Genomic DNA, 26,810 nt, shown 5'->3' with positions numbered 1-26,810 from the left:
GGATGACGCTTCGCCACACACTAAGGGATTCCCTGATACGGCAACGCCAGCAACGCAGTGCACTCTGATCTGGATTCGGCCCGAGCAGCGATGGAGAATTCCCGACGCCTCTGCCCCCACCTTCAAGTCGGGCGCCCGGATTTCGGGCATCGAACTGACCTGCAAGTGCATGAGAAAACCACCCGGTCAGAAACTGAATCGTGTCGTCCAGCAGATTATTGACGTACGACACTCGTCTAAGGGAAAAGAGATGCTAGCATAGAGCCACCAGTCGATCTCAGCATGCACCCTAACTAGTAGTCAGGATATGACCGAGCCAGAAGACCCCAGCCGTGAGCGTCTCAAGCACCACTTTGCCCAGCGGGTAATTCATCAGGCACGTCAGATTCTTGAGATATGGCAGCGCCTGCAACGCAGTGAGTGGTCCACCGTCGATCTCGCCGAACTGAGCGAGGCGAATCTGCGTCTGCTGCGTTTTGCCGAGCGCTTTGAACAGCCGGAACACAGTCAGTTGGCGCACCACATCAGCCAGTCGCTGCAAGCGGTGGATGCCAACCGTGGGCGCCTCAGCAGCGGCCTGATCACTGATCTGAATCGGTTGATGCAGCGCCTGTCGCGCACTGGCCTGCGCCATGGTGATCAGCTCGACCAGACGTTCCTGCCGCCGCTGCGCAAGCCGATCTACGTGATGTTGCAGGATCACGACCGCGCCGAACGCCTGGCCAAGCAGCTCGAATTCTTTGGCCTGAGCGCACAGGCGCTGGACAGTGTCGCCGCGTTTCGCTCGTCGATGGTCGAGCGCTTGCCCGCGGCGATTGTCATGGACGTGGATTTCAGTGGCCCCGGCATCGGCCTGAAACTCGCCGCCGAAGCTCAGGTCGGCCTCGAAGAACCGCTGCCGCTGCTGTTCTTCAGCCTGCACGAAACCGACACGCCGACCCGCCTCGCCGCCGTGCGCGCCGGTGGCCAGGAATTCCTCACCGGCACCCTTGAAGCCTCGAGCCTGCTGGAAAAAATCGAAGTGCTGACCTGCGTCGCCCAGTACGAGCCCTATAAAGTGCTGATCATCGACGACTCGCGCGCCCAGGCCCTGCACACCGAGCGCCTGCTCAACAGCGCCGGGATTGTCACCCGCACCCTGATCGAACCGATTCAGGCAATGGCCGAACTGGCGGATTTCCAGCCGGACCTGATCATCCTCGACATGTACATGCCGGCCTGCACCGGCACCGAGCTGGCCAAGGTCATCCGTCACAACGACCGCTACGTCAGCGTGCCGATCATTTACCTGTCGGCCGAGGACGATCTGGACAAGCAGCTCGACGCCATGAGCGAGGGCGGCGATGACTTCCTGACCAAACCGATCAAGCCACGCCACCTGATCACCACCGTGCGCAACCGCGCCGCCCGCGCGCGCAACCTCAAAGCACGGATGGTCCGCGACAGCCTCACCGGTCTGTACAACCACACGCATATTCTGCAATTGCTCGAAGACTGCTCGTTCCGTGCGCGCCGCGAGAACAAGCCGCTGAGCTTTGCCATGCTCGATATCGATCACTTCAAACGGGTCAACGACAGCCACGGCCACCCGATGGGCGACCGTGTGATCAAGAGCCTGGCGCTGTTTCTCAAGCAGCGTTTGCGCAAGACCGACTTCATCGGCCGTTACGGCGGCGAAGAGTTCGCCATCGTCATGCCCGACACGGATATCGACGCGGCGCATAAAGTCCTCGACGAGATTCGTCAGCGCTTCGCCGAGATTCATTACCCGGCGCAGCCGCAGGATCTGTGGTGCACCTTCAGCGCCGGCGTGGTGGAAATGTGCGATGACTCCGACAGCCTGATGATGGCCAGCCAGGCCGACGAGGCGCTGTACCGCGCCAAAGGTGCCGGACGCAATCGGGTGCAGACCGCGCGGCAGTCAAAGCAAAGTGCCACTTTTTCATCGGAATCCACTGATTCGGTCATAACCTTGTAATAGAACCGCAATAAATTCAGGCGCTTACCATTCCTGCCGTTGGTAGCCGTCATGCGCCTGAAGTTGCTCACCAATCTCAACACTTTGCTGCTGGTCGCCGTCTGCGTGGCCCTTGGCGCCACGCTGTGGTGGTCGCAAAAAGCCCTCGAACGACCTTATCTTTTGATGGAGCGTTACTTGGGGCTGTCGCAACAATTTCAGAATGAAGTGGCGCGCAACATCGAGGATTACCTCGCCAGCGGTGACGCGCTGCGCCTGAGCAGCGCCGCCCAGGCCATCGACAGCGTGCACAAGCAACTGGGTGAGCTGCCCCCGGCGCTGGCCGACAGCGTGCAGCCAAGCCTGTCGAGCCTTGATGAATTCAGCAAAACCGACCTGCTCGCCGCCGGCAAACTGGCCGGCGATCCGCAGGCGCTGCTGTTGCAGGCCGAACGCGAACTCAGCGCCAGCCTCGACCAGCTAAACACCTACGCCAATGGCAACGCGACTTATCTCGCACCACTGCTCGCCGCATCGCAGCATCTGGGCAAACTGTCGCTGGCGCGGGACAAACTGGTCAGCAGCGGGCGCAGTGAACTGGCTGCCGATGTCGAGCGTGAAGTGAGCAACATGCGCGCCCAGGCCCAGGCCATCGATGCCCTGCCCTTGCTTGGTGTGGTCGCCAGCAACGAATCGAGCAGTGACGATTTCGCCGCGCTGATGGGCATCGAGAACACTGATAAAGCCGCCGCCGAAGATGCCGGTGTCGCCCTCAAACGCGAACTGAACAGCTTGCTTGGCCGCTATCCGGCGGAACTGGCGCGCACCCGCGAGCAGATCCAGAAACGCGCCGACCTCAGCGCCGCCACCCACGACAAAATCGCCAGCGTGCAGCACGCCATCGCCGGTCTCGAACCGGTGGTACGCGCGCAACATGGGCAGATCCAGGGCGAAGTGCGGATGATGCAAGGTGTGATGATCGGCCTGATTCTGCTGATCGCCCTGCTCATCGATACCTTGCAGCGGCGCCTCGCCCGCACCCTGACCAACCTCGCCCCGGCGCTGTCGACCTGGGCCGAGGGCGATTTCAGTCGCGACATCCAACTGGGCAAGACCAATCGCGAATTGCACGACATCGAAGCGTCGCTCAACCGCTTGCGCGCCTATCTGGTGGATCTGGTCGGCACCATTCGCGGCAACGCCGAGCAAGTCGCAGGCAGCAGCCGCACCTCGCCGAACTGAGCAATGACTTGCACAGCGGCGCCGAGCATCAGGCAGGTGACACTGCGCTGATTCGCGACTCGCTGGGTGAACTCGAGGCGACCATTCAGCAAGTGGCCGGCGATGCCCGGCAGGCTGCGGACGCCAGCCGTCATGCCGGTCTGGCCGTCGAGCATGGCCAGACGGTGATCGGCCAGAGCCTGACCGGGCTGCATGCGCTGGTGGGTGAAGTTCAGGGCAATGCGCAAATGATCGAACATCTGGCAGAAGAATCAGCAACCATCGGCGGCGTGCTGACGGTGATTCGTTCGATTGCTGACCAGACCAATCTGCTCGCCCTGAACGCCGCAATCGAAGCGGCCCGCGCCGGGGAGATGGGCCGTGGTTTTGCCGTGGTCGCGGAAGAAGTGCGCTCGCTGGCACAACGCACCGCCGGGGCCACGGCAGAAATCCAGACGCTGATCGCCGGCCTGCAGACCGCCGCCCGGCAATCGGTCGAAGGCATGCGCGCGCAGGTCGAACACGCCGAAGCCACGGCCAATCAGGCGCAGGCGGCCGACGGCGCATTGGACAAAATCGTCGGCGCGATCCAGACCATCGCCGATACCGCCGTGCGCATCGCCGATGTCACCGCGCAGCAAAGTGGCGCAGTCAGCGAGATCCGCGACCACAGCGAACGCATCCATCAACTGGGTGGGGATAACCTGCTGCGCATCGGACAGGGGCGTGAACAGGGCGAGAATCTGTTGGTTCTAGGCGGCCGACTGCACACGGCCGTACAAGCCTTCCGCGTCTGACAAACTGCTATCGCGAGCAGGCTCGCTCCTACTTTGCAATGCATCTCCCTGTGGGAGCGGGCCTGCTCGCGAAGAGGCCCACGCCACCACCACTAATGACCGGATCAGCTCACTCGGTCACAAATTTCGCGCAAACATCGCCCATCGTGCCGCCTATTGCATGGAACTGGACAGTCACAAAGGCTTTGCGGCATAGTCGCCGGGTTCTGACGACTGCTCATTGATAACAAGGACAACGCAGATGGCAACGCTACTGGTGCTGCACGGCCCCAACCTGAACCTGCTCGGCACCCGGGAACCGGGGACCTACGGGTCGACGACCCTGGCGCAGATCAATCAGGATCTGGAGCGGCGCGCCCGCGAAGCCGGCCATCATCTGCTTCATCTGCAAAGCAACGCCGAGTACGAATTGATCGATCGCATTCACGCTGCGCGCGGTGAAGGGGTGGATTTCATTCTGATCAATCCGGCGGCTTTTACGCACACAAGTGTCGCATTACGTGACGCGCTGCTGGGAGTGAGCATCCCATTCATCGAAGTGCATTTGTCCAACGTGCACAAGCGCGAACCTTTCCGCCATCACTCCTACTTCTCCGATGTAGCGGTAGGAGTGATCTGCGGCCTTGGCGCCAGCGGTTACCGACTGGCCCTGGAGGCCGCACTAGAGCAGCTTGAACACCAAGCTATACGCCCCTGACCGACCCTTGGGAGTTGATGATTCATGGATATCCGTAAAGTTAAGAAACTGATCGAATTGCTGGAAGAGTCCGGCATCGACGAGCTCGAGATCAAGGAAGGCGAAGAGTCCGTACGCATCAGCCGCCACAGCAAGACCCCGGCGCAGCAGTACTACGCGCCAGCCCCGATGCAGGCTCCGGCCGCTGCCCCTGCTGCCGCGCCAGTCGCTGCCGCTGCTCCGGCTGCCGCTGCTGCACCCGCGCTGAACGGCACTGTGGCCCGTTCGCCGATGGTCGGCACCTTCTACCGTAAGTCTTCGCCAACCTCGCCAGCCTTCGTTGAAGTCGGCCAGACCGTGAAGAAAGGCGACACCCTGTGCATCGTCGAAGCCATGAAGATGATGAACCACATCGAAGCTGAAACCAGCGGTGTGATCGAATCCATCCTCGTCGAAGACGGCCAGCCGGTTGAGTACGACCAACCGCTGTTCACCATCGTTTGAACCGCGGAGAGCCTTTGATGACTGCGAAGTTGGAAAAAGTTCTGATCGCTAACCGCGGTGAGATCGCCCTGCGGATTCTGCGTGCCTGCAAAGAGATGGGCATCAAGACCGTCGCCGTTTACTCCAAGGCCGACAAAGAGCTGATGCACCTGGGTCTGGCAGACGAATCCGTCTGCATCGGCCCGGCGTCCGCCGCTCAGTCTTACCTGCACATCCCGGCCATCATCGCTGCCGCTGAAGTGACCGGCGCTACCGCCATTCACCCAGGCTACGGTTTCCTCGCGGAAAACGCCGATTTTGCCGAGCAGGTCGAGAACTCCGGCTTCGCCTTCATCGGCCCGAAAGCCGACACCATCCGCCTGATGGGCGACAAGGTATCGGCCAAGCACGCGATGATCGAAGCAGGCGTACCGACCGTTCCAGGTTCCGACGGCCCGCTGCCGGAAGACGAAGAAACGGCGCTGCGCATCGGTCGTGAAGTCGGCTACCCGGTGATCATCAAGGCCGCCGGTGGTGGTGGTGGTCGCGGCATGCGTGTGGTGCACAAGGAAGAAGACCTGATCGCCTCGGCGAAACTGACCCGCTCCGAAGCAGGCGCGGCGTTCGGCAACCCGATGGTCTATCTGGAAAAATTCCTCACCAACCCGCGCCACGTCGAAGTGCAGGTACTGTCCGACGGCCAGGGCCACGCCATCCACCTGGGCGACCGCGACTGCTCGCTGCAGCGTCGTCACCAGAAGGTTCTCGAAGAAGCGCCGGCTCCGGGCATCGACGAGAAAGCGCGCCAGGAAGTATTGGCTCGCTGCGTCAAGGCGTGCATCGACATCGGCTACCGTGGCGCCGGTACTTTCGAGTTTCTCTACGAGAACGGTCGTTTCTACTTCATCGAAATGAACACCCGTGTTCAGGTGGAGCACCCGGTTTCGGAGATGGTCACCGGTATCGACATCGTCAAGGAGATGCTCAGCATCGCCGCTGGCAACAAGCTGTCGTTCACTCAGGATGACGTGGTCATTCGCGGTCACTCGCTGGAGTGCCGGATCAACGCTGAAGATCCGAAGACCTTCATGCCGAGCCCGGGCACGGTCAAGCATTTCCATGCTCCAGGCGGCAACGGCGTTCGCGTCGATTCGCACCTGTACAGCGGTTATGCCGTGCCACCGAACTACGACTCGCTGATCGGCAAGCTGATCACTTACGGCGCAACCCGCGACGAAGCCATGGCCCGCATGCGCAATGCCCTGGACGAAATCGTGGTCGACGGGATCAAAACCAACATCCCGCTGCACCGTGACCTGGTTCGTGACGAAGGCTTCTGCAAGGGCGGTGTGAACATTCACTACCTCGAGCACAAGCTGGCCAAACAGTCGTAAGGCTGAAGCGGTGTAAAAACCCGATCCCTGCGGATCGGGTTTTTTTATGCCTGGAACAACGCCATCAGCTCAGCGACACCAACGAAAAAGCCTGCCCTTGAATCAATTCAGCAGTGGCCAGGCGCCCGCCCTGATCGACCACAGCGCCAGAGGCATCTTGTTGCAACGGCTTTTGACGAAACCGCTGCATGAACAGCTTCGCGCGTTTCGCTACCGGATCGGTGGCATATCCCGCTCGCTGCAAAACCGGCGTATACAGGCGCTCAACCTGATTGGAGGACGTCTTGAACACTGTCGAAACACCGCTGTTCAGATTCAGCGAAACCGCATAGTTATTACCCAGACATGAAGAGTAGGACCAGTAATCCCAGCTTGGCCGCAGCCCTGCTGGCGCAATACACTTCTGACCGCCCCGCCGATATCCGCCCCCGTCAGCCAGTCACCGCCCACCAGGGTGGCACGAATATCCTTGGCCGAGCCTCCCAGGCGCGCCACTACGTCCTGGACGGTTCGCTCAATAAGAGAGTGAATATTGTGATCGAAATGGATGACCGCGCCGACCTTGGTCGCCGGGTTGTACATCGAGGCAATCACGCAGGTTTGCGCGTTCAGCGAAAACAGATAATTGTCCACAGACCCGGCGACGAACTTCGCTACCACGGCTTCGCCCTGCAACGCCCCACGGCTCAGCGCTGGCTCGACGCGACCGGGAAATGCATCGCGCAGATTGCTTACATGACCAAGGTTGCGCACCTGATCATGGCCGCCGCGCAGCCCGACTCGATCATGGGTCCATTTGCCGCTCGCAGCCAGGCGTATGGGGCGCTGATAAATGGTGGCGGGACGCCGGGCATCGACCAGGCTCAGGCCACCGAAATGCGGGTTTTCCCTGACCTGGAAGTACCTGCCTCTGTGGCGAATGTAATAGCTCGGCTGCGGCTGGACAGCACTCGGCGGACTGCGCCATGTGCCATAAAAAACACCTTCTTCAGTGACCCGCTGCAAATTACCCGGCTTGTTGCTGACGGCCTGCCTGGCATGAAAACGCACCTCGCGAACCGCCGGCAACGCTTCCTTGCGAAGCGGAGCCACGGTGTTCAAGCGCTCGCTGAGCAATGAGGCCGGCCGTGTCGTGTACTTCAGGTTTCTGACCGTACGCCCAAGCAATTTGACCGTACTGCCAGCGCCAACCGAGGCAAACAGCGCGCCCCACGACGCCTCAAGCCAATGCCCGAGCGCGCCCTCGACATCGCCTTCCAGATGCGCCGCGACGGCTTGACCGGCACTGACGGCAACGAACACGACGTCCAGCAGCAAGGCGAAGGGCGGAAACACCATGCAGAACGGCGCGGCACCGAACATCAGGCCTTTGACCACTTGTCGCTCGATCATTTCTGCGCGACTGGTGGTGATGTCTTCCACATCGGTGACGGTGCGCTCGATATAAGCATTGAATTCGCTGCGGGCATCGCTCACTCGTTGCGCTTCGAACAGCGTATCGACGCGTTGTTTTTTTGCCGCTATCGCATACAGCGAACGCGACACCGTGGCGCGCGCAGCAACCGGCGTGCGTGCCAGCAAATAGTCATGCAACGATCCGGCAATGTCGCCATACAGTGACTGATACGCACGCAACACAAGATCATCGGGAGCATCTGGGGTGTACAGCCACCAGGACGGTTCGGGATAGAAACAGGTGAAAACGTAAACCCCGAGCACCACGTGGCTGCGTACGGTAAAGCTGAAAACACCGTCACTGCTGACCACGCTGGCGCCCGGCAAATGCGTACCCGGCGCTGGCGGCTGACTCAACAACGAGACCTGACGGACCAGCGCAAAATAGACCGCGTCGCTTAACCGCGCCTGACTTCTGGCGACGCGCAAATCACGATCCATCTTCGACAGCAGCACGTTGCGCCAGGCGAACCGACGCGGCTCGTAAGCGTCATCGCGGGCGTCGAGATATTTGCTGCGGATCTCGCTGGCGTACTTTTCACCCAACCAGGCCCGGCGCAGATACAAGGCCAGATCGGCGCTGCGCACCCGGCTCAAATCCTGGCCAACGGAGGAGCGCACACCTTTTTTCGGATGATCGATGCCGGCGTTGTCGTCATAGCCGTAGATCGCCAGATCGAGCAGGCTGGCCACCGACTGCTGCCTGCGATCAGCGAGGCCGGCGTTGTAATCGATCAATACGGTGGCCGGGTCGACCGGTTCCAGTACCTGTTTGCTGCGCATATAAGGCGCGATCTCGGCGGCAACCGTGCGTCTGGCGAAGTCGATAAAGACTTCGAAACCGCCGAGCCACTCGTTGAAGACCTGCTGATGGACAACCAGCTCCTGATTCAGGCTGCTGAGACGTCGGCGCGCATCCAGGGGCAGCGTTGAGTACCAGCGCAGTGAGTTGTCCTCTTCGACCTGTTGCAAATTTTTCGCCAGACCCATCTGCACCGCCGCTTCGACGCATTCGGCGAACGGCATGGACGCACGCCGGATATCACTTTTCATTCCCCAAAGGCCAGGATCGGCCGCCACGGCAACAAGATACTCACGGGCTTGACGATGGGCAGTCGGGGAAAGCTGCTGCACAAGGTATTCGCGACCGGACTCGCTCTGCGTCCAGCCCCAGACCTCTCCAGTCAGTGCCGCCAGCGAAGGCAGGCGGATCCACTCTTGACCGTCCGGCTTGTTTGGTGCGTACAGCAGCAGGTGGCTCACCGTTGCTGGAGTGTCTTCCCGATAAAACACCAGAAAGTCGGCACACTGCATGCCGTTGGGTAGCGCCAGCGCGGCGACGCGCAAGGACGCGTCCATTGCCTTCCCCGCCCACATCGGTTCGAGACGGTCATGCTCGTCCACTGCCATATGCCCCGCACAACGCGCAATGAACGCGCTTTGCTTGAGCCGTGCGATGAACCAGTCGATCGAGGCTTTTTGCACTTCTTCGCGCGCATATTGCCCGGCGAGGGCTCTGAGGTATCCGACCGGGTAATCCTGGCCGGCCAGCATGTCGGCGATGAATGCCGGCTCCAGCGGCTGATTGCGTCGCGAAGGGCCGCCGGTCACTTCCAGCACGACGGCGAAATCCGCGCCGATCGGTCCCGCCGCGAGCAATTCGCTCAGACTGCGGTTCTGCGTCGACTCGCCAACCGCTGAACGCCATTTCAGGCGAACGTCGATCCGGTCCGGTTCGACCTCCATGTCGAGCTTGAGCCGGATGTAGTCAATCGCCTGTTGCCGGGCATAGGCGCGCAACGAGCCGTAGCCTTCCAGCAGATCATCGAGCGCTGCCTGGGCCTGCGACGTCTGCTCTTGATAACTGCGCAACCTGGCTAACCCGGGTTCATTCAGCACCCGCAACCAATGTGGCAATTGCGCGTATGACTGCGCTTCCAGCCTTTTCTTTTCCGCGCCCGTTGCCAGCGCGGTCAACCGATAGCGGCGAGCGCCTCGTTCCTGAACCTTTTCGATCTGCCTGCGTAATCGATCCGGCGTCAGCCCCGCGAGACGGTCTGGGTGGAACAGCGCGTCGATGTCGTTGATGTAGCGCCGCAACTTGCGCAAGACCAACTGATCGAACGCAGTCTCCTGTCCCTTGGTTTGCCAGTGTGTTCGCAGATAATTTTTGTAATGATCAAGGAAATGTTCCGAAACGCTATCTACGGCCTGGATGACCGCTTGACGGCGGCCGGCCGGCAAAGCCCGATCAGCAGCGCCCGGCCAGCGGTACGGAGCGTTACGGATCGCCAGGTACATCAGCGATTTGCCGTCGATGATTTTCTGCAGGATCGCATCAAGCAAAGCCAGCACGAACCCCGGATCGATATTGCCGTGCGGGTAGTGATCGCGCAGCTCGGTCAACGCAAAGTTTTCCATGGCCGCCAGTAAGGTCATCTGGCTGCTCAGACGCTTGTCGATCAGCACCTGCCAACGCGTGATCCGCAGCAGAATCTCCTGGGCCGTTCCTGTGGACGCGGCGGCTTGCGCTCGTTTTTCTTCTACAATCCCTTGTTCACCCGCCATGTCGTCCAGCCCGTTATTGCGTATAAATGAGCTTTCACTCTATTTGCCGGCAACCGCACTCAGGCAATACATATGTATATCGCCCCGGTGATTGTGTAACAGCAAAGCGGCGTGTCCACTTTGCCGGCGACCTGGCGTAAACTGCGCGCTTTTGCAGCTTCGGGCTGCCCCACAGATTTTCAAAGGTGCCCGCCATGCCTTGGCTGCAAGTCCGTCTCGCCATCACCCCGGAACAAGCCGAAACCTACGAGGACGCATTCCTCGAAGTCGGTGCCGTGTCGGTGACTTTCATGGACGCTGAAGACCAGCCGATCTTCGAGCCAGAACTCAACACCACGCCACTGTGGTCGCACACCCACTTGCTGGCCCTGTTCGAAGGCGGCACTGAACCGGAGCCGGTCCTGGCCCATCTGGAACTGCTGACCGGCGGCCCGCTGCCCGAGCACCACAGCGAAGTCATCGAGGACCAGGACTGGGAACGCAGCTGGATGGACGGCTTCGAGCCGATGCGTTTCGGCCAGCGCCTGTGGATCGTGCCGAGCTGGCACGCTGCTCCCGAGCCTGACGCGGTCAATCTGCTGCTGGACCCGGGCCTGGCGTTCGGCACCGGCACCCACCCGACCACCGCACTGTGCCTGGAATGGCTCGACGGCCAGGATCTGAAAGACTGCCACGTGCTCGACTTCGGCTGTGGCTCGGGATTCTGGCGATTGCCGCCCTGCTGCTCGGCGCCAAACAAGCTGTGGGCACCGACATCGACGTACAGGCACTGGAAGCCTCGCGCGACAACGCCGGGCGCAACAACATTGCCGATGATCTGTTCCCGCTGTACCTGCCCGAGGATCTGCCGCAGGTTCCGGCCGACGTACTGGTGGCCAATATTCTCGCCGGCCCGCTGGTGTCGCTGGCACCGCAACTGTCCAGCCTGGTCAAGAGCGGTGGGCGCCTGGCGCTGTCGGGCATCCTCGCCGAGCAGGGCGAAGAAGTAGCGGCAGCTTATGCGCAGGACTTCGAGCTCGACCCGATCGCCAATCGCGACGGCTGGGTGCGCATCACCGGGCGTCGGCGCTAAAATGACCGCTTGCCTGAACCGGATCGCCGCATGACCGACAGTTTCGTCACCCAATGCCCGCATTGCCAGACCAGTTTCCGCGTCAACCATGCTCAGTTGAGCGTGGCGCGCGGCGTGGTTCGTTGCGGCTCCTGCCTGCAAGTGTTCAATGCCGCCAAGCAGCTGCTCGAGCAACATTCTGGCAAGGACACGGTGACGCCGCTCGCACCAGCGCTGCCTGAAACGCCCGCGCCTGTCAGCGATTCTGCGGTCGTCGAACAGATCCCGCACCGCGCGCCATCAGCCAGAAGCAATGGAGCGCGTCGGAACTGGATCTGGACAGCCTCGATCTGGACGAAGAACTCGCCCGCCTCGAACAGCGTGAAATCCAACCAGCCGCCGAATTCGGCCGTACCCGCGAAGAATCCTTGAGCGCCCGGCGCGACAGCCCGGAACCGGACGAAGGCACATGGCCCGACAGCCTGTTCAGCGAACCTGCCGATGAGCGCAGCGCAGCGCCGGATGTCGAGCCGGATATCGACGGCATCGAAACCCTCGAACCCGAGCGCACCGAACCTTCGCTGTCGCTGGAGCCGGTGGATCTGGACGACGAGCCGCCGATCCCGCAACTGCGCCTGCACGATCCGATTGACCCGGCCGCCCGCCGCGAACGCTTCTCGGCCAGCGACGACAGCGATGACGACGATCTGCCATTGATCACTTCGCCGCGCAAAAACGCGAACGGGCCGAGCCCGGCGTGCGCGCCGAGGTCCTGCAGGATCTGACCGACGACCCGCTGCAACTGGACTGGCAGCAACGTCGTTCGCCCTGGGGCCGGCGCCTGCTCTGGCTGGTGCTGGTGCTGCTGGCCGCCGGCGGTCTTGCCGCTCAGTACGTTGCCTATCACTTCGAGGAACTGGCGCGGCAGGATCAATACCGACCGTGGTTCCAGCAGATCTGCCCGCAGATCGGCTGCACCGTGCCGTCGAAAGTCGATATCGGCAAAATCAAGAGCAGCAACCTGGTGGTGCGCAGCCATCCCGAGTTCAGCGGGGCGCTGGTGGTCGATGCGATCATTTACAACCGAGCGACGTTTTCCCAGCCGTTCCCCTTGCTCGAACTGCGTTTTGCCGACCTCAATGGTCATCTGATCGCCAGTCGTCGCTTCAAACCCGGCGAGTACCTGAGCGGCGATCTCGAAGGCCTCGCGGAAATGCCGCCGCAGACGCCGATCCACATCGCCCTGGATATTCTCGATCCGGGGCCGAAAGCGGTGAACTACAGCCTGAACTTCCATTCGCCGGAATGAACCGCTTCAGCGTTTCCCGATTGACGGCATTTTTCTGACTGGATCGGAGCCAACCAAACCGTTGGCGATAACAGAATAACTGTTCAGATTTTGTTCAATTCAGCCTTTAACCAGTCATCGAGAGCGGGTATCATGCCCACCCTTTTTCGAACTCTCATGATCCGGCCCCACTTCAGGGAAGTCCTATGTCGGCGGTACGCATCGGCCCATATACATTGCAGAACGGTTTGATTCTCGCCCCGATGGCGGGCGTCACCGACCAGCCCTTTCGTCAGCTGTGCAAGCGTCTGGGCGCAGGGCTTGTAGTCTCGGAAATGGTTACCAGCGACATGAGCCTGTGGAATACCCGCAAGTCGCGCATGCGCATGATCCACGAAGGCGATCCCGAGCCCCGCTCGGTGCAGATTGCCGGTGGCGATGCGCAGATGCTGGCCGATGCGGCACGGGCCAACGTCGAACTGGGCGCGCAGATTATCGACATCAACATGGGCTGTCCGGCCAAGAAGGTCTGCAACAAGGCCGCCGGCTCCGCGTTGCTGAAAGACGAAGCACTGGTGACCGAGATCCTGCAGGCCGTAGTGGCCGCGGTTGATGTGCCGGTCACCCTGAAGATCCGCACCGGCTGGGATCGCGAAAACAAGAACGGTCTGAACGTGGCGAAGATCGCCGAACAGGCCGGGATCACAGCGCTGGCCGTACATGGCCGTACGCGCGCCGATCTGTACACAGGGGAAGCCGAGTACGACACGATTGCCGCGATCAAGCAGGCGGTGTCGATCCCGGTGTTTGCCAATGGCGATATCGATTCGCCGGAAAAGGCCCGATACGTGCTTGATGCGACCGGTGCCGATGGCCTGCTGATAGGCCGTGCCGCTCAAGGGCGGCCATGGATTTTTCGCGAGATCGATCACTTCCTGCGCACCGGCGAGAAATTGCCCGCGCCGGAACTGAGCGAAGTGGAACGCATCCTGCTGGAGCATCTGGCTGCCCTTCACGCCTTCTATGGCGACGTGATGGGCGTGCGCATTGCCCGCAAGCATGTGGGCTGGTATCTCGCAACCTTGCCGGGCGCCAGGGAGTTTCGCGCCCGTTTCAATCGTTTGGATGGTACGGAAACACAATGCGCCGACGTTCGGGAGTTCTTCGCCGAGCGTTACAAGAGCCTGACAGGGGACGAAGAAGGGTGGCCGCATGACGATGATGACCGAGACTTTAGTGAGTGGAACAACACCCGTGAGCGACAACGTGAATTTGAAACAGCACCTCAACACGCCGAGCGAAGAAGGCCAGACCCTTCGCGGGAGTGTCGAGAAGGCGCTGCACAATTATTTCGCCCACCTTGAGGGCGCGTCCGTCACGGATGTGTACAACCTGGTGCTGTCCGAAGTCGAGGCGCCCCTGCTCGAAAGCGTGATGAACTACGTCAAGGGCAACCAGACCAAGGCCAGTGAGCTGCTCGGACTGAACCGCGGCACGCTGCGCAAGAAACTCAAGCAGTACGATCTGCTGTAAGCATTCAATCAAACCAGAAAGGCGCCCGCGTAAAAAACGGTCGCCTTTTTTGCTGACTTCCTTTGCTTTTGATGGAAATTGAGATGACCGACCAGACTACCCGCCTGCCGATCCGCCGCGCCTTGATCAGCGTTTCCGACAAGACCGGGATCCTCGAATTCGCCAAGGAGCTCGAAGCTCTGGGCGTCGAGATCCTCTCCACCGGCGGAACGTTCAAGCTGCTGCGTGACAACGGCGTTGCCGCAGTGGAAGTCGCGGATTACACCGGTTTCGCCGAAATGATGGACGGTCGGGTGAAAACCCTGCACCCGAAAATCCACGGCGGTATCCTCGGTCGTCGCGGTACTGACGATGCGATCATGAACGAGCACGGCATCAAGCCGATCGATCTGGTAGCGGTCAATCTGTACCCGTTCGAAGCGACCATCAACAAGCCAGGCTGCGACCTGCCGACCGCCATCGAGAACATCGATATCGGGGGCCGACCATGGTCCGTTCGGCAGCGAAAAACCACAAAGACGTGGCCATCGTGGTGAATGCCAGCGATTACGCCAGCGTTCTGGAAAATCTCAAGGCCGGCGGCCTGACCTACGCTCAGCGTTTCGACCTGATGCTCAAGGCCTTCGAACACACCGCCGCCTACGACGGCATGATCGCCAACTACATGGGCACCGTGAACCAGGCCGCTGAAACCTTGAGCACTGAAGGTCGCAGCGAATTCCCGCGCACCTTCAACAGCCAGTTCATCAAGGCTCAGGAAATGCGCTACGGCGAGAACCCGCACCAGAGCGCGGCGTTCTACGTGGAAGCCAAGCCTGCCGAAGTCGGCATCGCCACTGCGACCCAGCTGCAAGGCAAAGAACTGTCGTACAACAACGTCGCCGACACCGACGCTGCGCTGGAATGCGTGAAGAGTTTCGTCAAGCCAGCCTGCGTGATCGTCAAGCACGCCAACCCGTGCGGCGTGGCGGTCAGCCCGGACGCCGAAGGCGGCATCCGTCAGGCTTACGAACTGGCCTACGCCACCGACACCGAGTCGGCGTTCGGCGGCATCATCGCCTTCAACCGTGAACTGGATGCCGAGACCGCCAAAGCGATCGTCGAGCGCCAGTTCGTTGAAGTGATCATCGCCCCATCGGTCAGCGAAGAAGCCCGCGCCATCGTTGCCGCGAAAGCCAACGTACGCCTGCTGGCCTGCGGCGAGTGGTCGGCTGACCGCGCCGCTGCCTGGGACTACAAACGCGTCAACGGTGGCCTGCTGGTGCAGAGCCGCGATATCGGCATGATCAGCGCCGACGACCTGAAAGTGGTGACCAAACGCGCACCGACCGAACAGGAAATCCACGACCTGATCTTCGCCTGGAAAGTCGCCAAGTACGTCAAATCCAACGCCATCGTTTACGCCAAGAATCGCCAGACCATCGGTGTCGGCGCCGGCCAGATGAGCCGCGTCAACTCGGCACGAATCGCCGCGATCAAGGCTGAGCACGCCGGTTTGCAGGTGGCCGGTTCGGTCATGGCTTCCGATGCCTTTTTCCCGTTCCGCGACGGTCTGGACAATGCGGCCAAGGTCGGCATCACTGCGGTGATCCAGCCAGGCGGTTCGATGCGTGACAACGAAGTGATTGCTGCTGCTGATGAAGCGGGCATCGCGATGGTCTTTACCGGCATGCGCCACTTCCGCCATTGAAGCAGCCGCAAGCTTCAAGTTGTGAGCTGCAAGAAAAAGCTGATCTGAGTCGCCTTTTCTTGCAGTTGCAGCCTCACTAATTCAGAGCCACATGCTGCGATCAGGCGCGATGCATACCCGCCTTTACTTGCAGCTTGTAGCTTGTAACTTCTCCGAAGGAGTCTTTCTTTGAATGTTTTGATCATTGGCAGCGGTGGCCGTGAACACGCTCTGGCCTGGAAAGTGGCTCAGGATCCGCGTGTGCAGAAGGTTTTCGTTGCACCGGGCAACGCTGGCACCGCCATTGAAGCCAAGTGCGAAAACGTCGCCATCGATGTGTTGGCGCTGGAGCAACTGGCCGATTTCGCTGAAAAGAACGTGTCTCTGACCATCGTCGGACCGGAAGTGCCGCTGGTGGCTGGCGTCGTTGATCTGTTCCGCTCTCGTGGTCTGGACTGCTTCGGTCCGACTGCCGGTGCTGCACAATTGGAAGGTTCGAAGGCTTTCACCAAGGACTTCCTCGCCCGTCACAAGATTCCGACCGCCGATTACCAGAACTTCACCGAGATCGAGCCGGCCCTGGCTTATCTGCGTGAAAAAGGCGCGCCGATTGTGATCAAGGCCGATGGCCTCGCTGCCGGCAAAGGCGTGATCGTCGCCATGACCCTGACCGAAGCCGAAGACGCCGTGCGCGACATGCTCGCCGGCAACTCGTTTGGCGACGCCGGTTCGCGCGTGGTAATCGAGGAGTTCCTCGACGGCGAAGAAGCCTCGTTCATCGTCATGGTCGACGGCAAGAACGTGTTGCCGATGGCCACCAGCCAGGATCACAAACGCGTCGGTGACGGCGACAGCGGCCCGAACACCGGCGGTATGGGTGCCTACTCCCTGCCCCGGTAGTCACCGCCGACGTGCATCAGCGCGTGATGGACCAGGTGATCTGGCCGACCGTGCGCGGCATGGCCGAGGAAGGCAACGTCTACACTGGTTTCCTTTATGCCGGTCTGATGATCGACAAGGCCGGCAACCCGAAAGTCATCGAGTTCAACTGCCGCTTCGGCGATCCGGAAACCCAACCGGTGATGCTGCGTCTGCAATCGAGCCTGGTGCTGCTGGTTGAAGCCGCATTGGCGCAAGCGCTGGACAAGATTGAAGCGCAGTGGGATCCGCGTCCGAGCGTCGGCATTGTGCTGGCCGCTGGCGGCTACCCGGGCGACTACGCTAAAGGCGCGGCGATCAATGGTCTCGATGCAGCGGCGGGTCTGGAAGGCAAAGTCTTCCACGCCGGTACCGCATTGAAGGACGGTCAGGTCGTTACTGCGGGCGGCCGCGTACTCTGTGCCACGGCCATGGGCGCCACCGTCGGTGAAGCGCAGCAGCAAGCCTACAAACTGGCCGCTGCCATCGATTGGGAAGGCTGCTTCTACCGCAAGGACATTGGCTACCGCGCCATTGCCCGTGAACGCGGCGAAACCCAGGAGTAAGCGATCATCAGGCCCGGCGCGGGATGCCATTCCTCGCCGGGCTGTTCGGTCGTCGCGCATCGTTATATTCTGGCATCAACCTACGAAGGGATTTCGCCGTGCGCTGGCTCAGGATTGCCATAAGCTTCACCGTCACGCTGATGACCTTGCTCTGCATGCTCCCGGCCCAGGCCGCGCAAGGCAGTGGCTGGTCGGTATTGCTTGACGATCAGGGCATCCTGCAACTGAGCGACATCCGCTCCGCTCGCTACACCAATCAATTCAGCCCCACCGAGCTTGACCGTCTGACTGCGGCCGGACCCGAGGGCGCCCTGTGGCTGCGCTCCAAACTGGCGCCGGGCAAGCACGAGCAAGTGCTGCGCATCTTTGCCCCTGACTTGTCACAGCTCAATCTCTACGTGCTCGACGGCGACCGGCTGATCGAGCAACGCAATACCGGCAACGAGCGGCCCCAGGCCGAGCGACCGTTGCCGAGCAGCGATTTCATGCTGCCGCTGCCCCAGGTCGACAAGCCGCTGGACGTCTACGTCCGCATGGTCTCCGACCACCAACTGCGCCCGCACATCACCCTGCAGGCGGCGGTCGAAGGCGCGGCCGATCAGAAGCAGACGCTGATTTTCGGCCTGCTGTTCGGCTGTCTCGCCATGCTCCTGCTGCACAATCTGGTGCGCTACGCCTACTCGCGCTCGCGCAGCAGTCTGTGGCTGGCGATCTGTGAAGGCCTGCTCGGGCTGAGTCTGTTCCTGTTGCTCAACCTTGCCGGTCCGTGGCTGCCGAACTGGCATGCGTTCCAGACGCCAGGGGCTTATCTGGCCCTGTTGCTGACGGCTCCCGCCGGGTTGATGTATGCCCTGCGCTTCTTCGCGCCTCTGGGCCAGCACCCGCTGAACAAACTGCTGTGGGGCGACATTCTGTTGATTGTCACGTGCAGCCTGTTGCTGCTGTTCGTCAACACGTTGCCGCTGAACATCATCACCTACGCACTGGTGGCACTGGCCGGCCTGAGCATGTTGCTGGTGGGCTTCTATCACTGGCAGAAGGGCTATCGCCCGGCGCGTCTGTTCGTCGCCGCCATGGTCGTGTTCAACATCGGCACGCTGGTCATCCTCCCGGCGCTGCTGGGGCTGACACTGGTCACGCCGCAAGGCCTGATCATGACGCTGATGGTGTTCATCTGTATCAGCGGCCTGTTGATGAGCATTGCCTTGGGTGAGCGACAGCGCAGCATCACCGAAAGCCGCTTCAGCATCAGCCGCGACCTGGCGGCCAGCAACGCCGAAATCAACGCCAAAGCCGAATTCCTCGCCAAGATCAGCCACGAAATCCGCACGCCGATGAACGGTGTGCTGGGCATGACCGAGCTGCTGCTGGGCACGCCGCTGTCGGTCAAGCAGCGCGATTACGTGCAGACCATCCACAGCGCCGGCAACGAACTGCTGACACTGATCAACGAAATCCTCGACATCTCCAAGCTCGAATCCGGGCAGATCGAACTCGATGACGTGCAGTTTGACCTCAATGCGCTGATCGACGACTGCCTGAGCATCTACCGGGCCAAGGCCGAGCAACAGAACGTCGAGCTGATCAGTTTCATCCAGCCGCAAGTGCCGCGGGTGATCAGCGGCGATCCGACACGCCTGCGCCAGACCTTGCTGAGCCTGTTGGAAAACGCCCTGAAGAAAACCGAGGAAGGCGAAGTGTTGATCGTCGTTGCCCTCGATGAGCGCAGCAGCAAACCGCGCCTGCGTATCGCCGTGCAGGACAGCGGCGCGCCGATGGAGCAGGAAGAGCGTGAAGCATTGCTGCACGCTGAACTGCACAGCAAACATTTCCTTTCGGCCAATCGCCTCGGCGGCAATCTCGGCCTGGTGATTGCGCGACAACTGATTCGTCTGATGCAAGGCGAGTTCGGCATCAAGAGCGGCGCCACTCAGGGCAGCACGCTGTGGCTGACTTTGCCGCTGGACCCGGATCGCCTCGAGCATCCGACGTCCGATCTGGACAGCCCGCTGCAAGGTGCACGGGTGCTGGTGGTCGACGATAACGACACCTGCCGCAAAGTGCTGGTGCAGCAGTGCAGCGCCTGGGGCCTGAATGTCAGCGCCGTGCCGTCGGGCAAGGAAGCGTTGGCACTGCTGCGCACCAAGGCGCACCTGCGCGATTATTTCGACGTGGTCCTGCTCGACCAGAACATGCCCGGCATGACCGGCATGCAACTGGCAGCGAAGATCAAGGAAGACCCGAGCCTGAACCACGACATCCTGCTGATCATGCTCACCGGCATCAGCAACGCGCCGAGCAAGATCATTGCGCGCAATTCGGGGATCAAACGGATTCTGGCCAAACCGGTGGCCGGCTATACGCTCAAGACCACCCTCGCCGACGAGCTCAATCAGCGCAACAAGGGCCAGGTGGTGTACCAGCCGCAAGTGCTCACGGCGGCTACGGCAGCCAAAGTGCCGAGCGACTTCCGCATCCTCGTCGCCGAAGACAACACCATCTCGACCAAAGTGATTCGCGGCATGCTCGGCAAGCTCAACCTGCAGCCGGACACCGCGAGCAATGGCGAAGAAGCGCTGCAAGCGATGAAGGCCCAGCGTTACGATCTGGTGCTGATGGACTGTGAGATGCCGGTCCTTGATGGCTTCTCCGCGACGCAGCAACTACGCGCGTGGGAAGTCAGCAACCAACGCATCCGCACGCCGGTCGTGGCGTTGACCGCGCATATTCTCGCTGAACACAAAGAGCGCGCGCGTCAGGCGGGGATGGACGGGCACATGTCCAAACCGGTCGAGCTGTCGCAGTTGCGCGAGTTGATCGAACACTGGGTCGCCCAGCGCGATCAGCAGAACCGGGCCACGACCCAGCCGTCGTAAACCGACAGATTGTCCGGTGCCTGATAGACTCCCCCGACTCCATCGCCAGTGAGCTTGCATCATGCTCCATGTGTTGTTCAGCGTTTATCTGAAGATGCTGGTGCTCTACAGCCCGTTCTTCGTGTTGTCCTGTTTTATCAGCCTGACCCGCGGCTATTCGCGCAAGGAGCAGCGGCGCCTGGCCTGGAAGGTGGCGCTTGCGACGCTGATTTCCAGCGTTCTGCTGTATTTGTTCGGGCGAGTGATTTTCGATGTCTTCGGCATCACCGTGGATGCTTTCCGCATTGGCGCCGGCAGCGTGCTGTTCATTTCTGCACTGGGCATGGCGCAGGGCAAACCGGCGGTGCAGGCCGACAATGTGCAGCAGGACGTGACCATCGTGCCGCTGACCATTCCGCTGACGGTCGGCCCGGGCACCATCGGTGCATTGCTGGTGATGGGCGTCAGCCAGCCGCACTGGGACGACAAGCTCACCGCGATCATGAGTATCGCGCTGGCCAGTTTCACTGTCGGTGTGGTGCTGTACCTGTCGAATCGCATCGAGCGGATTCTCGGCGATCAGGGTTTGCAGATTGTCAGCCGCTTGATGGGATTGTTTGTTTGCGCGCTGGCGGCGCAGATCATCTTTACCGGCGTCAAAGGTTATCTGGTGCCTTGAGCGCCCGCAGTTTTACGCACAGGACACGGTAAAACGCCGCGAACGGCAACGTTCGCGGCGTTTTATCGTGCAGGCTCAACCCGTCAAGGCAACTGTTCAGTCACGGCCGCCAGCGTAGCGGTGGCGTCGCTGTCCTGCGCAGCCTCAAACGCCAGCAACCATTGCTCCAGCGCGAACAGATACAGGCGACCCGACACGCGGAGCGCCAACTCGCATGCGCTCTGCGCTTGGGCGTTGCGCACGATCAGACTGCGACCATTGTCCGGATCGGCAAGCAACAGCTCGTCAGCAACCCGCGACATCAACCAATGCCCACAGTCCCCCACGTCGAGCGCGAGCAAGCCTGGCTCCGACGCTTCGCTGGCGGACGGACGCCGCACATCGACAACAACACAATCAAGACGCGGCCAGCTATCGGCCGAAATCCGATAGCCCTCCGTGTGCGAACCAAAGCTCAGGATCAATGTGTCCACGCCGTCAACCAGCAGCGGCAGGACTTCGGTGAGGTCATCGCTCACTTGCAGCGTCATGACCTGAGCATCACGGCGGGCATGGCTGCCCGGCAACCAGACGCTGTCGGTCGTTCCGGCACTGAAAACCAGCTCGTCGATCGAGTCGAGCAATAGCGGATTATCAGTATCGCGCGTACCGAGGAACGTCGCCCACTGGCCATCCTCCCGGGCAGTCACATCAAACAGCCGATTCAGCGTCGGCACGTAATACTGGTAACGATTGCCGGTATTTTCGACGGGCAGGAAGGCGGCATGAGATTGTCCGTCCAGCAGTTGCTTCAAACGCTCGCACAATTGTGCGGGCGTTTCGCCGAGGCGATAGGACCAGCGATTTTCCGTGCCGATAATTCGTGCCGGTTGTTGATCCTGCAGTTGCAGCGTCACGCCTTCGCGGGTGCGCCCGAGCAGGCCATCGCCCTGCGGCAGGACTTCGCCGAATGTCCACGATGACCAGACCGGTTCGGCCTGTGGCAAGGCCTGGCGATGCTGCACGACGCTGCTGTTGCCGAACGCCGCGCGAGCTTCCTCGAATGACACTAGCGTTTGCCGCCAGATTGCTCCGGCATCGGAATCCAGCAGCCAGACGGCTTGCCGGTCCGGCGTCAGGCCCAGTAACGTCAGCTCACGGTTGCCAGGCGTTTGCGCCAGTACCAGCTTTTCGTCTACGCACCATGCGGCCAGAAAGGGCTGGCCTGCCTGGGCGCGCAAGCCGATGATCGCAAATGCTGCGCTGTTGTATTGCCTGGCCAGCGCCGGCAGTGCGGCCAGCCAGTCGGGATGTTGTTGCAGCCAGCGCTGGCTGAGGCCGACGAACTGCAGCACATCCCTGTCTATCTCGGACAACCAGTTATCCTCACGGGCACCGAGGTCGATCTCGAACAGTCGACCATCGCTCAACGTGGCGAGATAGCTGTCACCGACACGTCTGATGTCAACCACATCCCGCGCCAGCGCTTGCTGCATGAAAACATTGTCACGCAGTTCGATGCCATGGCTGAGCATCTGGCTCTGCTTGCTGTAGAACAGCCGTGCCGTGGCCGGATCAGCGGATCGCGGCATGAGCAACACCCTGTCCGCGTCACTGTACGGGTCCGCGCGGAAGTAGCGGCCATTTTCCGCGCCGATCCAGGCTCGCTCGAGCAGTTGATCGAAGGAATAAGCCTGCGCATGAATATATGGTGCGTAGCGCCATGTGCTGATGGCCGGAGCCATGCCGGGGGTTTCGTCGGCATAGGGGCGAGGCTGTTTCTGGCGATGACGGAAAAACACGATCCGGCTGCCTTCTTCAGGTTTGAGGGGGAATTTTCCAACCCGCGCGACCTTAGCGTGATATCGGTCAGCGTCACGTCCTTGTCAGCCAGGTGAAATTCCAGCGTGGTTCGCATGTTGAGGTTTTTGCGCTCAACCAACTGCTGCGAGACGCGCAGAGTGCCGTCTGCGAGTTGCGCGAAAGCGCTGATTTTCGTGCCGGTTTCAAGACTCAGCAAACGATAGCGCTGCACGACCAGCCCGCTGAGCACATTGACGCGCCAGACGGTGGCGTGATCGGGATGATAAAACCACGCTTCATCTGCCGTGGCGGCGCCCAGCAGCAAGCCATCGTTGACCGCACCAGGCAGGTTGCGCGCGTATAACAGGCGTCTGCGCGGGCCATCGTAAAAAGCCGTGGTCCTCAGCGGCTGGCTGGCCGGGGTGAACGGCACGTTGAATCGCTCAAGCCTCAGATAGCCGGCGGCCAGACGATCCTCGTCACCGAGTTTGCTCAGTCGCGCAAGGACATTGCGGGAATGGTGGGTATCGCCAAGGGTAACGGACACCAGGCGCAATGCATTGTGCTGCCAGTCCAGCTCGTACAGTTCACCTCCGGCCAGTTCGATCAGCCCCTCGAAAGCCGAAAGCACGATGCCGTCAATCGTCAATTGACGCCCCGCCAGATATGACCGTGGGCCGTCGTCATCCGCGATCACTGCATCAGCAAAGCGGACCTGCTCGAGATTGACCCAGGGCGCATGCACCAGCCATTTGCCAACGCCGTTAAATTTCACCTCGCTCAAACCGCGAGTCAGGCGCAACTGACAATGACCGGGCATGGAGGTGATTTCATAGGAAATTTTGTGCAGCCATTCCACCGGCAACGTCGGCACCGCCAACTGACGAACATGCTCGTTGAGCTGCACGCGAATCGTGGTCGGTTTATAAACCGGATGCAGCTTGTAGAGAATGTGTTTGAGCGACGGCGTGCTGTGCAGATAAAAACGCCGGTTGCCTCGCTCATCGTATTCGAGCTTGTCCGCCACACTGTTGCGCAATTGCGGGTAGCGGGTGTGGATGCGCTCATCGAGCTGTATTCTCAGAGTATCGCCCACTGCTATGACCGGATTGAAATACGACAACCAGTTCGGGTCGGGATGTTCACTGGCGCTACGCGGTTCAACCTGCTCTCCCGGCAAGGCCTCGTAAACATAGCCGGCGCCCCCCAGTTGATATTCGTAACCGTAATAGCAAAGCGGCGTGCAGGGCAGCACCACGGTATGCAGCGCAGCATCGTCGCGGATAGCCAGCGCTGCGCTCTCGCGCAGACCGAAGGCCTGGCGAATGTTCAGCGATCGGTGGATCTGCTTCGGATCATCGTTGTACTGCGGCAGCTCCAGCGGGCCGCCGCCCCACGGATAAAACCGCTGGCTGTCGAAACGAACCTGCCGGTCTTGCAGATCAAGCTGGGTAATGACGGCTTCGGGCGGGAACTGCAGCGTCCCGTCGGCAAAAGTAAAAGCGCCTGGCTGGTAAGCGTTGTGGACGGCACGCAAATGATTGCCGACCGCCGTAGCCTTGTCGGCGATTTGCCCCAGATTACTGGCAATCGCGGTGGCACCGATGCCGATACCAAGCAACGGCACCGACAGAATGGCTGCCGCCGCGCCGACCGTTCCACCGACTGCCAGCGCGGCAATGTCCAGCCCCAATGCCGCCACATTGAACGCCAGCGACGTGGAAAAACGTGAGCGCTGCTCGTGGTTCTGCGCCAGCGAAAGGTTGTAGATGTCGAAGCCGATGTTGACCAGCGAGAACGCAAAGCCGACACCAGTGGCTGCCGGCCCGAGCACACGGCCGGCCAGCGACGACTGACGCAACAGCAGCGCCTGCTCACTGGCGGCGACCTGCCGCACCAGGTTGATCACCTGAGCGGTATCGCTGACCACGCCGAAACCCAATTGGGCATAACTGACATAGACCTGCACTTGCAGGGCAATCGACAGGGCTGGCAACTGATCGCCAGCCTGGTAATCGCGCTGGCGCATTTCGGTGATCAGGGTCTGGATCGCAAAGGCAAAGCTCAAGCGACTGCCGCCATCAGACTCACCCGGGGCCGCGGGTTTGGCCGCTTTGACCAACCGCTGCAGATGCTCTTTGAGCGTGTTGAATCGCGGGTCGATGGTACTGACCGTTCGCGCCTGACGCGGGTTTTGCGCATCGACCAGAGTCAGCGAAAAAGCGCCGTCCGCCTGCGGCTTGAGGGTGTCGAGCAACGGCAGATATTCGCGCCCGAGCGAGTGTTCACTGCGCAATTGCTGCGTGGCCTCGCCGAATGCCTGCGCCCAGTATCGTGCATCCACTTGTGCCAGGCTTGTGCCCATGCGCGCGTTTTCGCTGAGCGAGCGCTGGCGCGCCAGCGCTTGTCTGGCCCAGACCGAGGCACGGCGCGAATCGCTCGATGGCGAGTGTAAGAAACTGTCCACGCGCAACCCCGCCGACAGCTTGCGCGCGGCAATCACCTCAGTGTTCAGCTCGATGACGTTGAAGCGCGCAGCCGCCATGTCGCCCAGCCCGTAAAGCCTGGCCAGTGCGCTATCGCCTGCACTCAGATAACGCTCCACGCCAAGCCTGGCCTGGGCACCTGTGGCGAACGCGTAGATGGCAAAGTTCGGGTCGTAGAAGCGATAGACGAACCGGCCGTCTACTTGCACCTTGGCCATCAACAACGCGTGATCGCCGGTGTCGAGCAACAGGACGGTAGAAGCCGTTTTCGCCTCCAGCTGCTGCATCAGCGAGTCCAGATTCTGCAGGCCAAGAGGCTTGCCAATGGTGTTGGTGGGGACAGTCCGCAATTCGTTCAGCGCACTGAGCAACGCCCGTGAACTGGTGTGTTCAGGATCGATGTTGGCCGTAGCGACATGCCCGACCAGCGTGCGCTCGGCCGACTCGCCGGCGACCACCGCTGCGCCCATCAACAGCGCCAGCGGATAACACCGTCGCCCTGGGTCGCTGGGCGTGTGCATTAGCAAATCCTGCGACAGTTGCCGGGCCGAGGTCGCGCCGGCACTGATGAACATTTCCCGAACCTGCGCACTGCGCTGAACGATCCGGGTGCGGTATTCACGCTGCGCGGTGCGCTTGATCTGCCCGATACGCTCGCGCCATTGTCGCACCGTCAGCGCTTCGAAGAGTGCCTGGACCTTGAGTTCACGCGCCGTCAGCACTTCATGCGCCTCACCCCGCGTCAGCGCCGTCTCGAATTCCGGGCGCTGATGAATGGCTTTTTCGATGGCGTCAAAACGCGCGAAAGTGCCGTCTCCATCGGTTGCCACGGCAAGCTCACGCACGGTTTTCCAGACGCTCGCAAAGCCCGCATCATCCAGACTGTCTGCGCCGAAAATCCCGCCGAGCATGACCCGCACCAACGGACTGAGTTGTTGCAGCGGCAGCGCGTCATGGGCAACGCGACTGAACAGTTCGTTGAGATTGCTGGACGTTTCGGCGCCATGGGAAACCGGCAGCTCGCCCTGCGGTTGCGCAGCAATCAACTGCCGCGTGTCGAAGCCGAAGGCAAAAGCATCGGTGAAGGTGATCTCACCGCTGAGTTTTTCGCGCATAGCCCGGACAAAGGGCTCGCCCAGGTCATCCATCCATTGCTGCAGGACCGACGTCAACAATACCGGTTTACCGCCCACCACCGGCCAGCCCTGCTTGAACGTCAGCGTCTGTTGCGGTTTGAGCAGATCCGCCAGTTGGCCGGTATAACGCGACTTGAGTTTGCCGCTGCGCCATTTTTCCTGCTCTTTGGCCAGCCACTGCGCCTCATCGTCATTGACGGTCCAGCCGGAGATCATTTCCTCCTCGGTAAAAACGTTATAGCCCTCGACCAGTTTCAGATGATTGCGGATGCGGTCGATCTGGTCAGGCAGCAAAT

Annotated in this window: 10 protein-coding genes and 6 pseudogenes; 13 read left to right on the top strand and 3 right to left on the bottom strand. The window is 61.0% G+C overall.

Going from position 1 to position 26,810, the window contains the following annotated elements; translation table 11 throughout:
- Positions 1–307 precede the first annotated feature (307 nt).
- The 5 genes and pseudogenes from gcbA to accC all read left to right on the top strand — a co-directional run bounded on the left by gcbA (position 308) and on the right by accC (position 6,528).
- Entirely contained in the window at positions 308–1,978 is a 1,671-nt protein-coding gene (gcbA, locus tag LJU32_07725) for a diguanylate cyclase GcbA (protein WKV90124.1), read from the top strand.
- 51 nt (positions 1,979–2,029) lie between these two features.
- A pseudogene (locus LJU32_07720) lies at positions 2,030–3,975 on the top strand (methyl-accepting chemotaxis protein).
- Positions 3,976–4,216: 241 nt separating this feature from the next.
- Positions 4,217–4,672 (top strand): type II 3-dehydroquinate dehydratase, encoded by a 456-nt coding sequence (aroQ, locus tag LJU32_07715; GenBank protein ID WKV90123.1) that lies wholly within the window; start codon positions 4,217–4,219, stop codon positions 4,670–4,672.
- Positions 4,673–4,696: 24 nt separating this feature from the next.
- Positions 4,697–5,155: an acetyl-CoA carboxylase biotin carboxyl carrier protein gene (accB, locus tag LJU32_07710; protein ID WKV90122.1), complete on the top strand. Its 459-nt coding sequence runs from the start codon at positions 4,697–4,699 to the stop codon at positions 5,153–5,155.
- A 17-nt stretch (positions 5,156–5,172) separates the two neighbouring features.
- On the top strand, positions 5,173–6,528 hold the full coding sequence (accC, locus tag LJU32_07705) for an acetyl-CoA carboxylase biotin carboxylase subunit (GenBank protein ID WKV90121.1): 1,356 nt from the start codon (positions 5,173–5,175) through the stop codon (positions 6,526–6,528).
- 64 nt (positions 6,529–6,592) lie between these two features.
- On the opposite strand, the gene LJU32_07700 is transcribed toward accC, so the two are convergent.
- Together LJU32_07700 and LJU32_07695 are read right to left on the bottom strand one after the other, a co-directional pair.
- Positions 6,593–6,820, bottom strand: a complete 228-nt coding sequence (locus LJU32_07700; GenBank protein ID WKV90120.1) for a hypothetical protein — start codon at positions 6,818–6,820, stop codon at positions 6,593–6,595.
- 23 nt (positions 6,821–6,843) lie between these two features.
- Positions 6,844–10,551 (bottom strand): type III effector 1, encoded by a 3,708-nt coding sequence (locus LJU32_07695; protein WKV90119.1) that lies wholly within the window; start codon positions 10,549–10,551, stop codon positions 6,844–6,846.
- Between the two features lie 194 nt (positions 10,552–10,745).
- Between LJU32_07695 and prmA the strand changes: the two are divergent.
- The 8 genes and pseudogenes from prmA (at position 10,746) to LJU32_07655 (ending at position 21,110) form a co-directional block, all read left to right on the top strand.
- Positions 10,746–11,623: pseudogene (prmA, locus tag LJU32_07690) on the top strand (50S ribosomal protein L11 methyltransferase).
- A 30-nt stretch (positions 11,624–11,653) separates the two neighbouring features.
- Positions 11,654–12,911 (top strand): annotated as a pseudogene (locus LJU32_07685) (DUF3426 domain-containing protein).
- A 185-nt stretch (positions 12,912–13,096) separates the two neighbouring features.
- Positions 13,097–14,065: pseudogene (gene dusB / locus LJU32_07680) on the top strand (tRNA dihydrouridine synthase DusB).
- Between the two features lie 37 nt (positions 14,066–14,102).
- Positions 14,103–14,423, top strand: a complete 321-nt coding sequence (fis, locus tag LJU32_07675) for a DNA-binding transcriptional regulator Fis (protein WKV90118.1) — start codon at positions 14,103–14,105, stop codon at positions 14,421–14,423.
- 83 nt (positions 14,424–14,506) lie between these two features.
- A pseudogene (purH, locus tag LJU32_07670) lies at positions 14,507–16,113 on the top strand (bifunctional phosphoribosylaminoimidazolecarboxamide formyltransferase/IMP cyclohydrolase).
- Positions 16,114–16,281: 168 nt separating this feature from the next.
- Positions 16,282–17,576, top strand: a pseudogene (gene purD, locus LJU32_07665) (phosphoribosylamine--glycine ligase).
- Positions 17,577–17,674: 98 nt separating this feature from the next.
- Positions 17,675–20,452 carry a response regulator gene (locus LJU32_07660; GenBank protein ID WKV90117.1) on the top strand — a complete coding sequence of 926 codons (2,778 nt, stop codon included), beginning with the start codon at positions 17,675–17,677 and terminating at the stop codon, positions 20,450–20,452.
- 61 nt (positions 20,453–20,513) lie between these two features.
- On the top strand, positions 20,514–21,110 hold the full coding sequence (locus tag LJU32_07655) for a MarC family protein (GenBank protein ID WKV90116.1): 597 nt from the start codon (positions 20,514–20,516) through the stop codon (positions 21,108–21,110).
- A 1,405-nt stretch (positions 21,111–22,515) separates the two neighbouring features.
- On the opposite strand, the gene LJU32_07650 is transcribed toward LJU32_07655, so the two are convergent.
- Positions 22,516–26,808 carry a hypothetical protein gene (locus LJU32_07650; protein ID WKV90115.1) on the bottom strand — a complete coding sequence of 1,431 codons (4,293 nt, stop codon included), beginning with the start codon at positions 26,806–26,808 and terminating at the stop codon, positions 22,516–22,518.
- Between the last annotated feature and the right edge of the window lie 2 nt (positions 26,809–26,810).

Origin of the sequence: Pseudomonas sp. B21_DOA (assembly GCA_030544685.1) — a bacterium.
Classification (GTDB): Bacteria; Pseudomonadota; Gammaproteobacteria; order Pseudomonadales; family Pseudomonadaceae; genus Aquipseudomonas; species Aquipseudomonas fluorescens_AO.
This window is presented reverse-complemented; position numbering and strand designations above follow the sequence as displayed.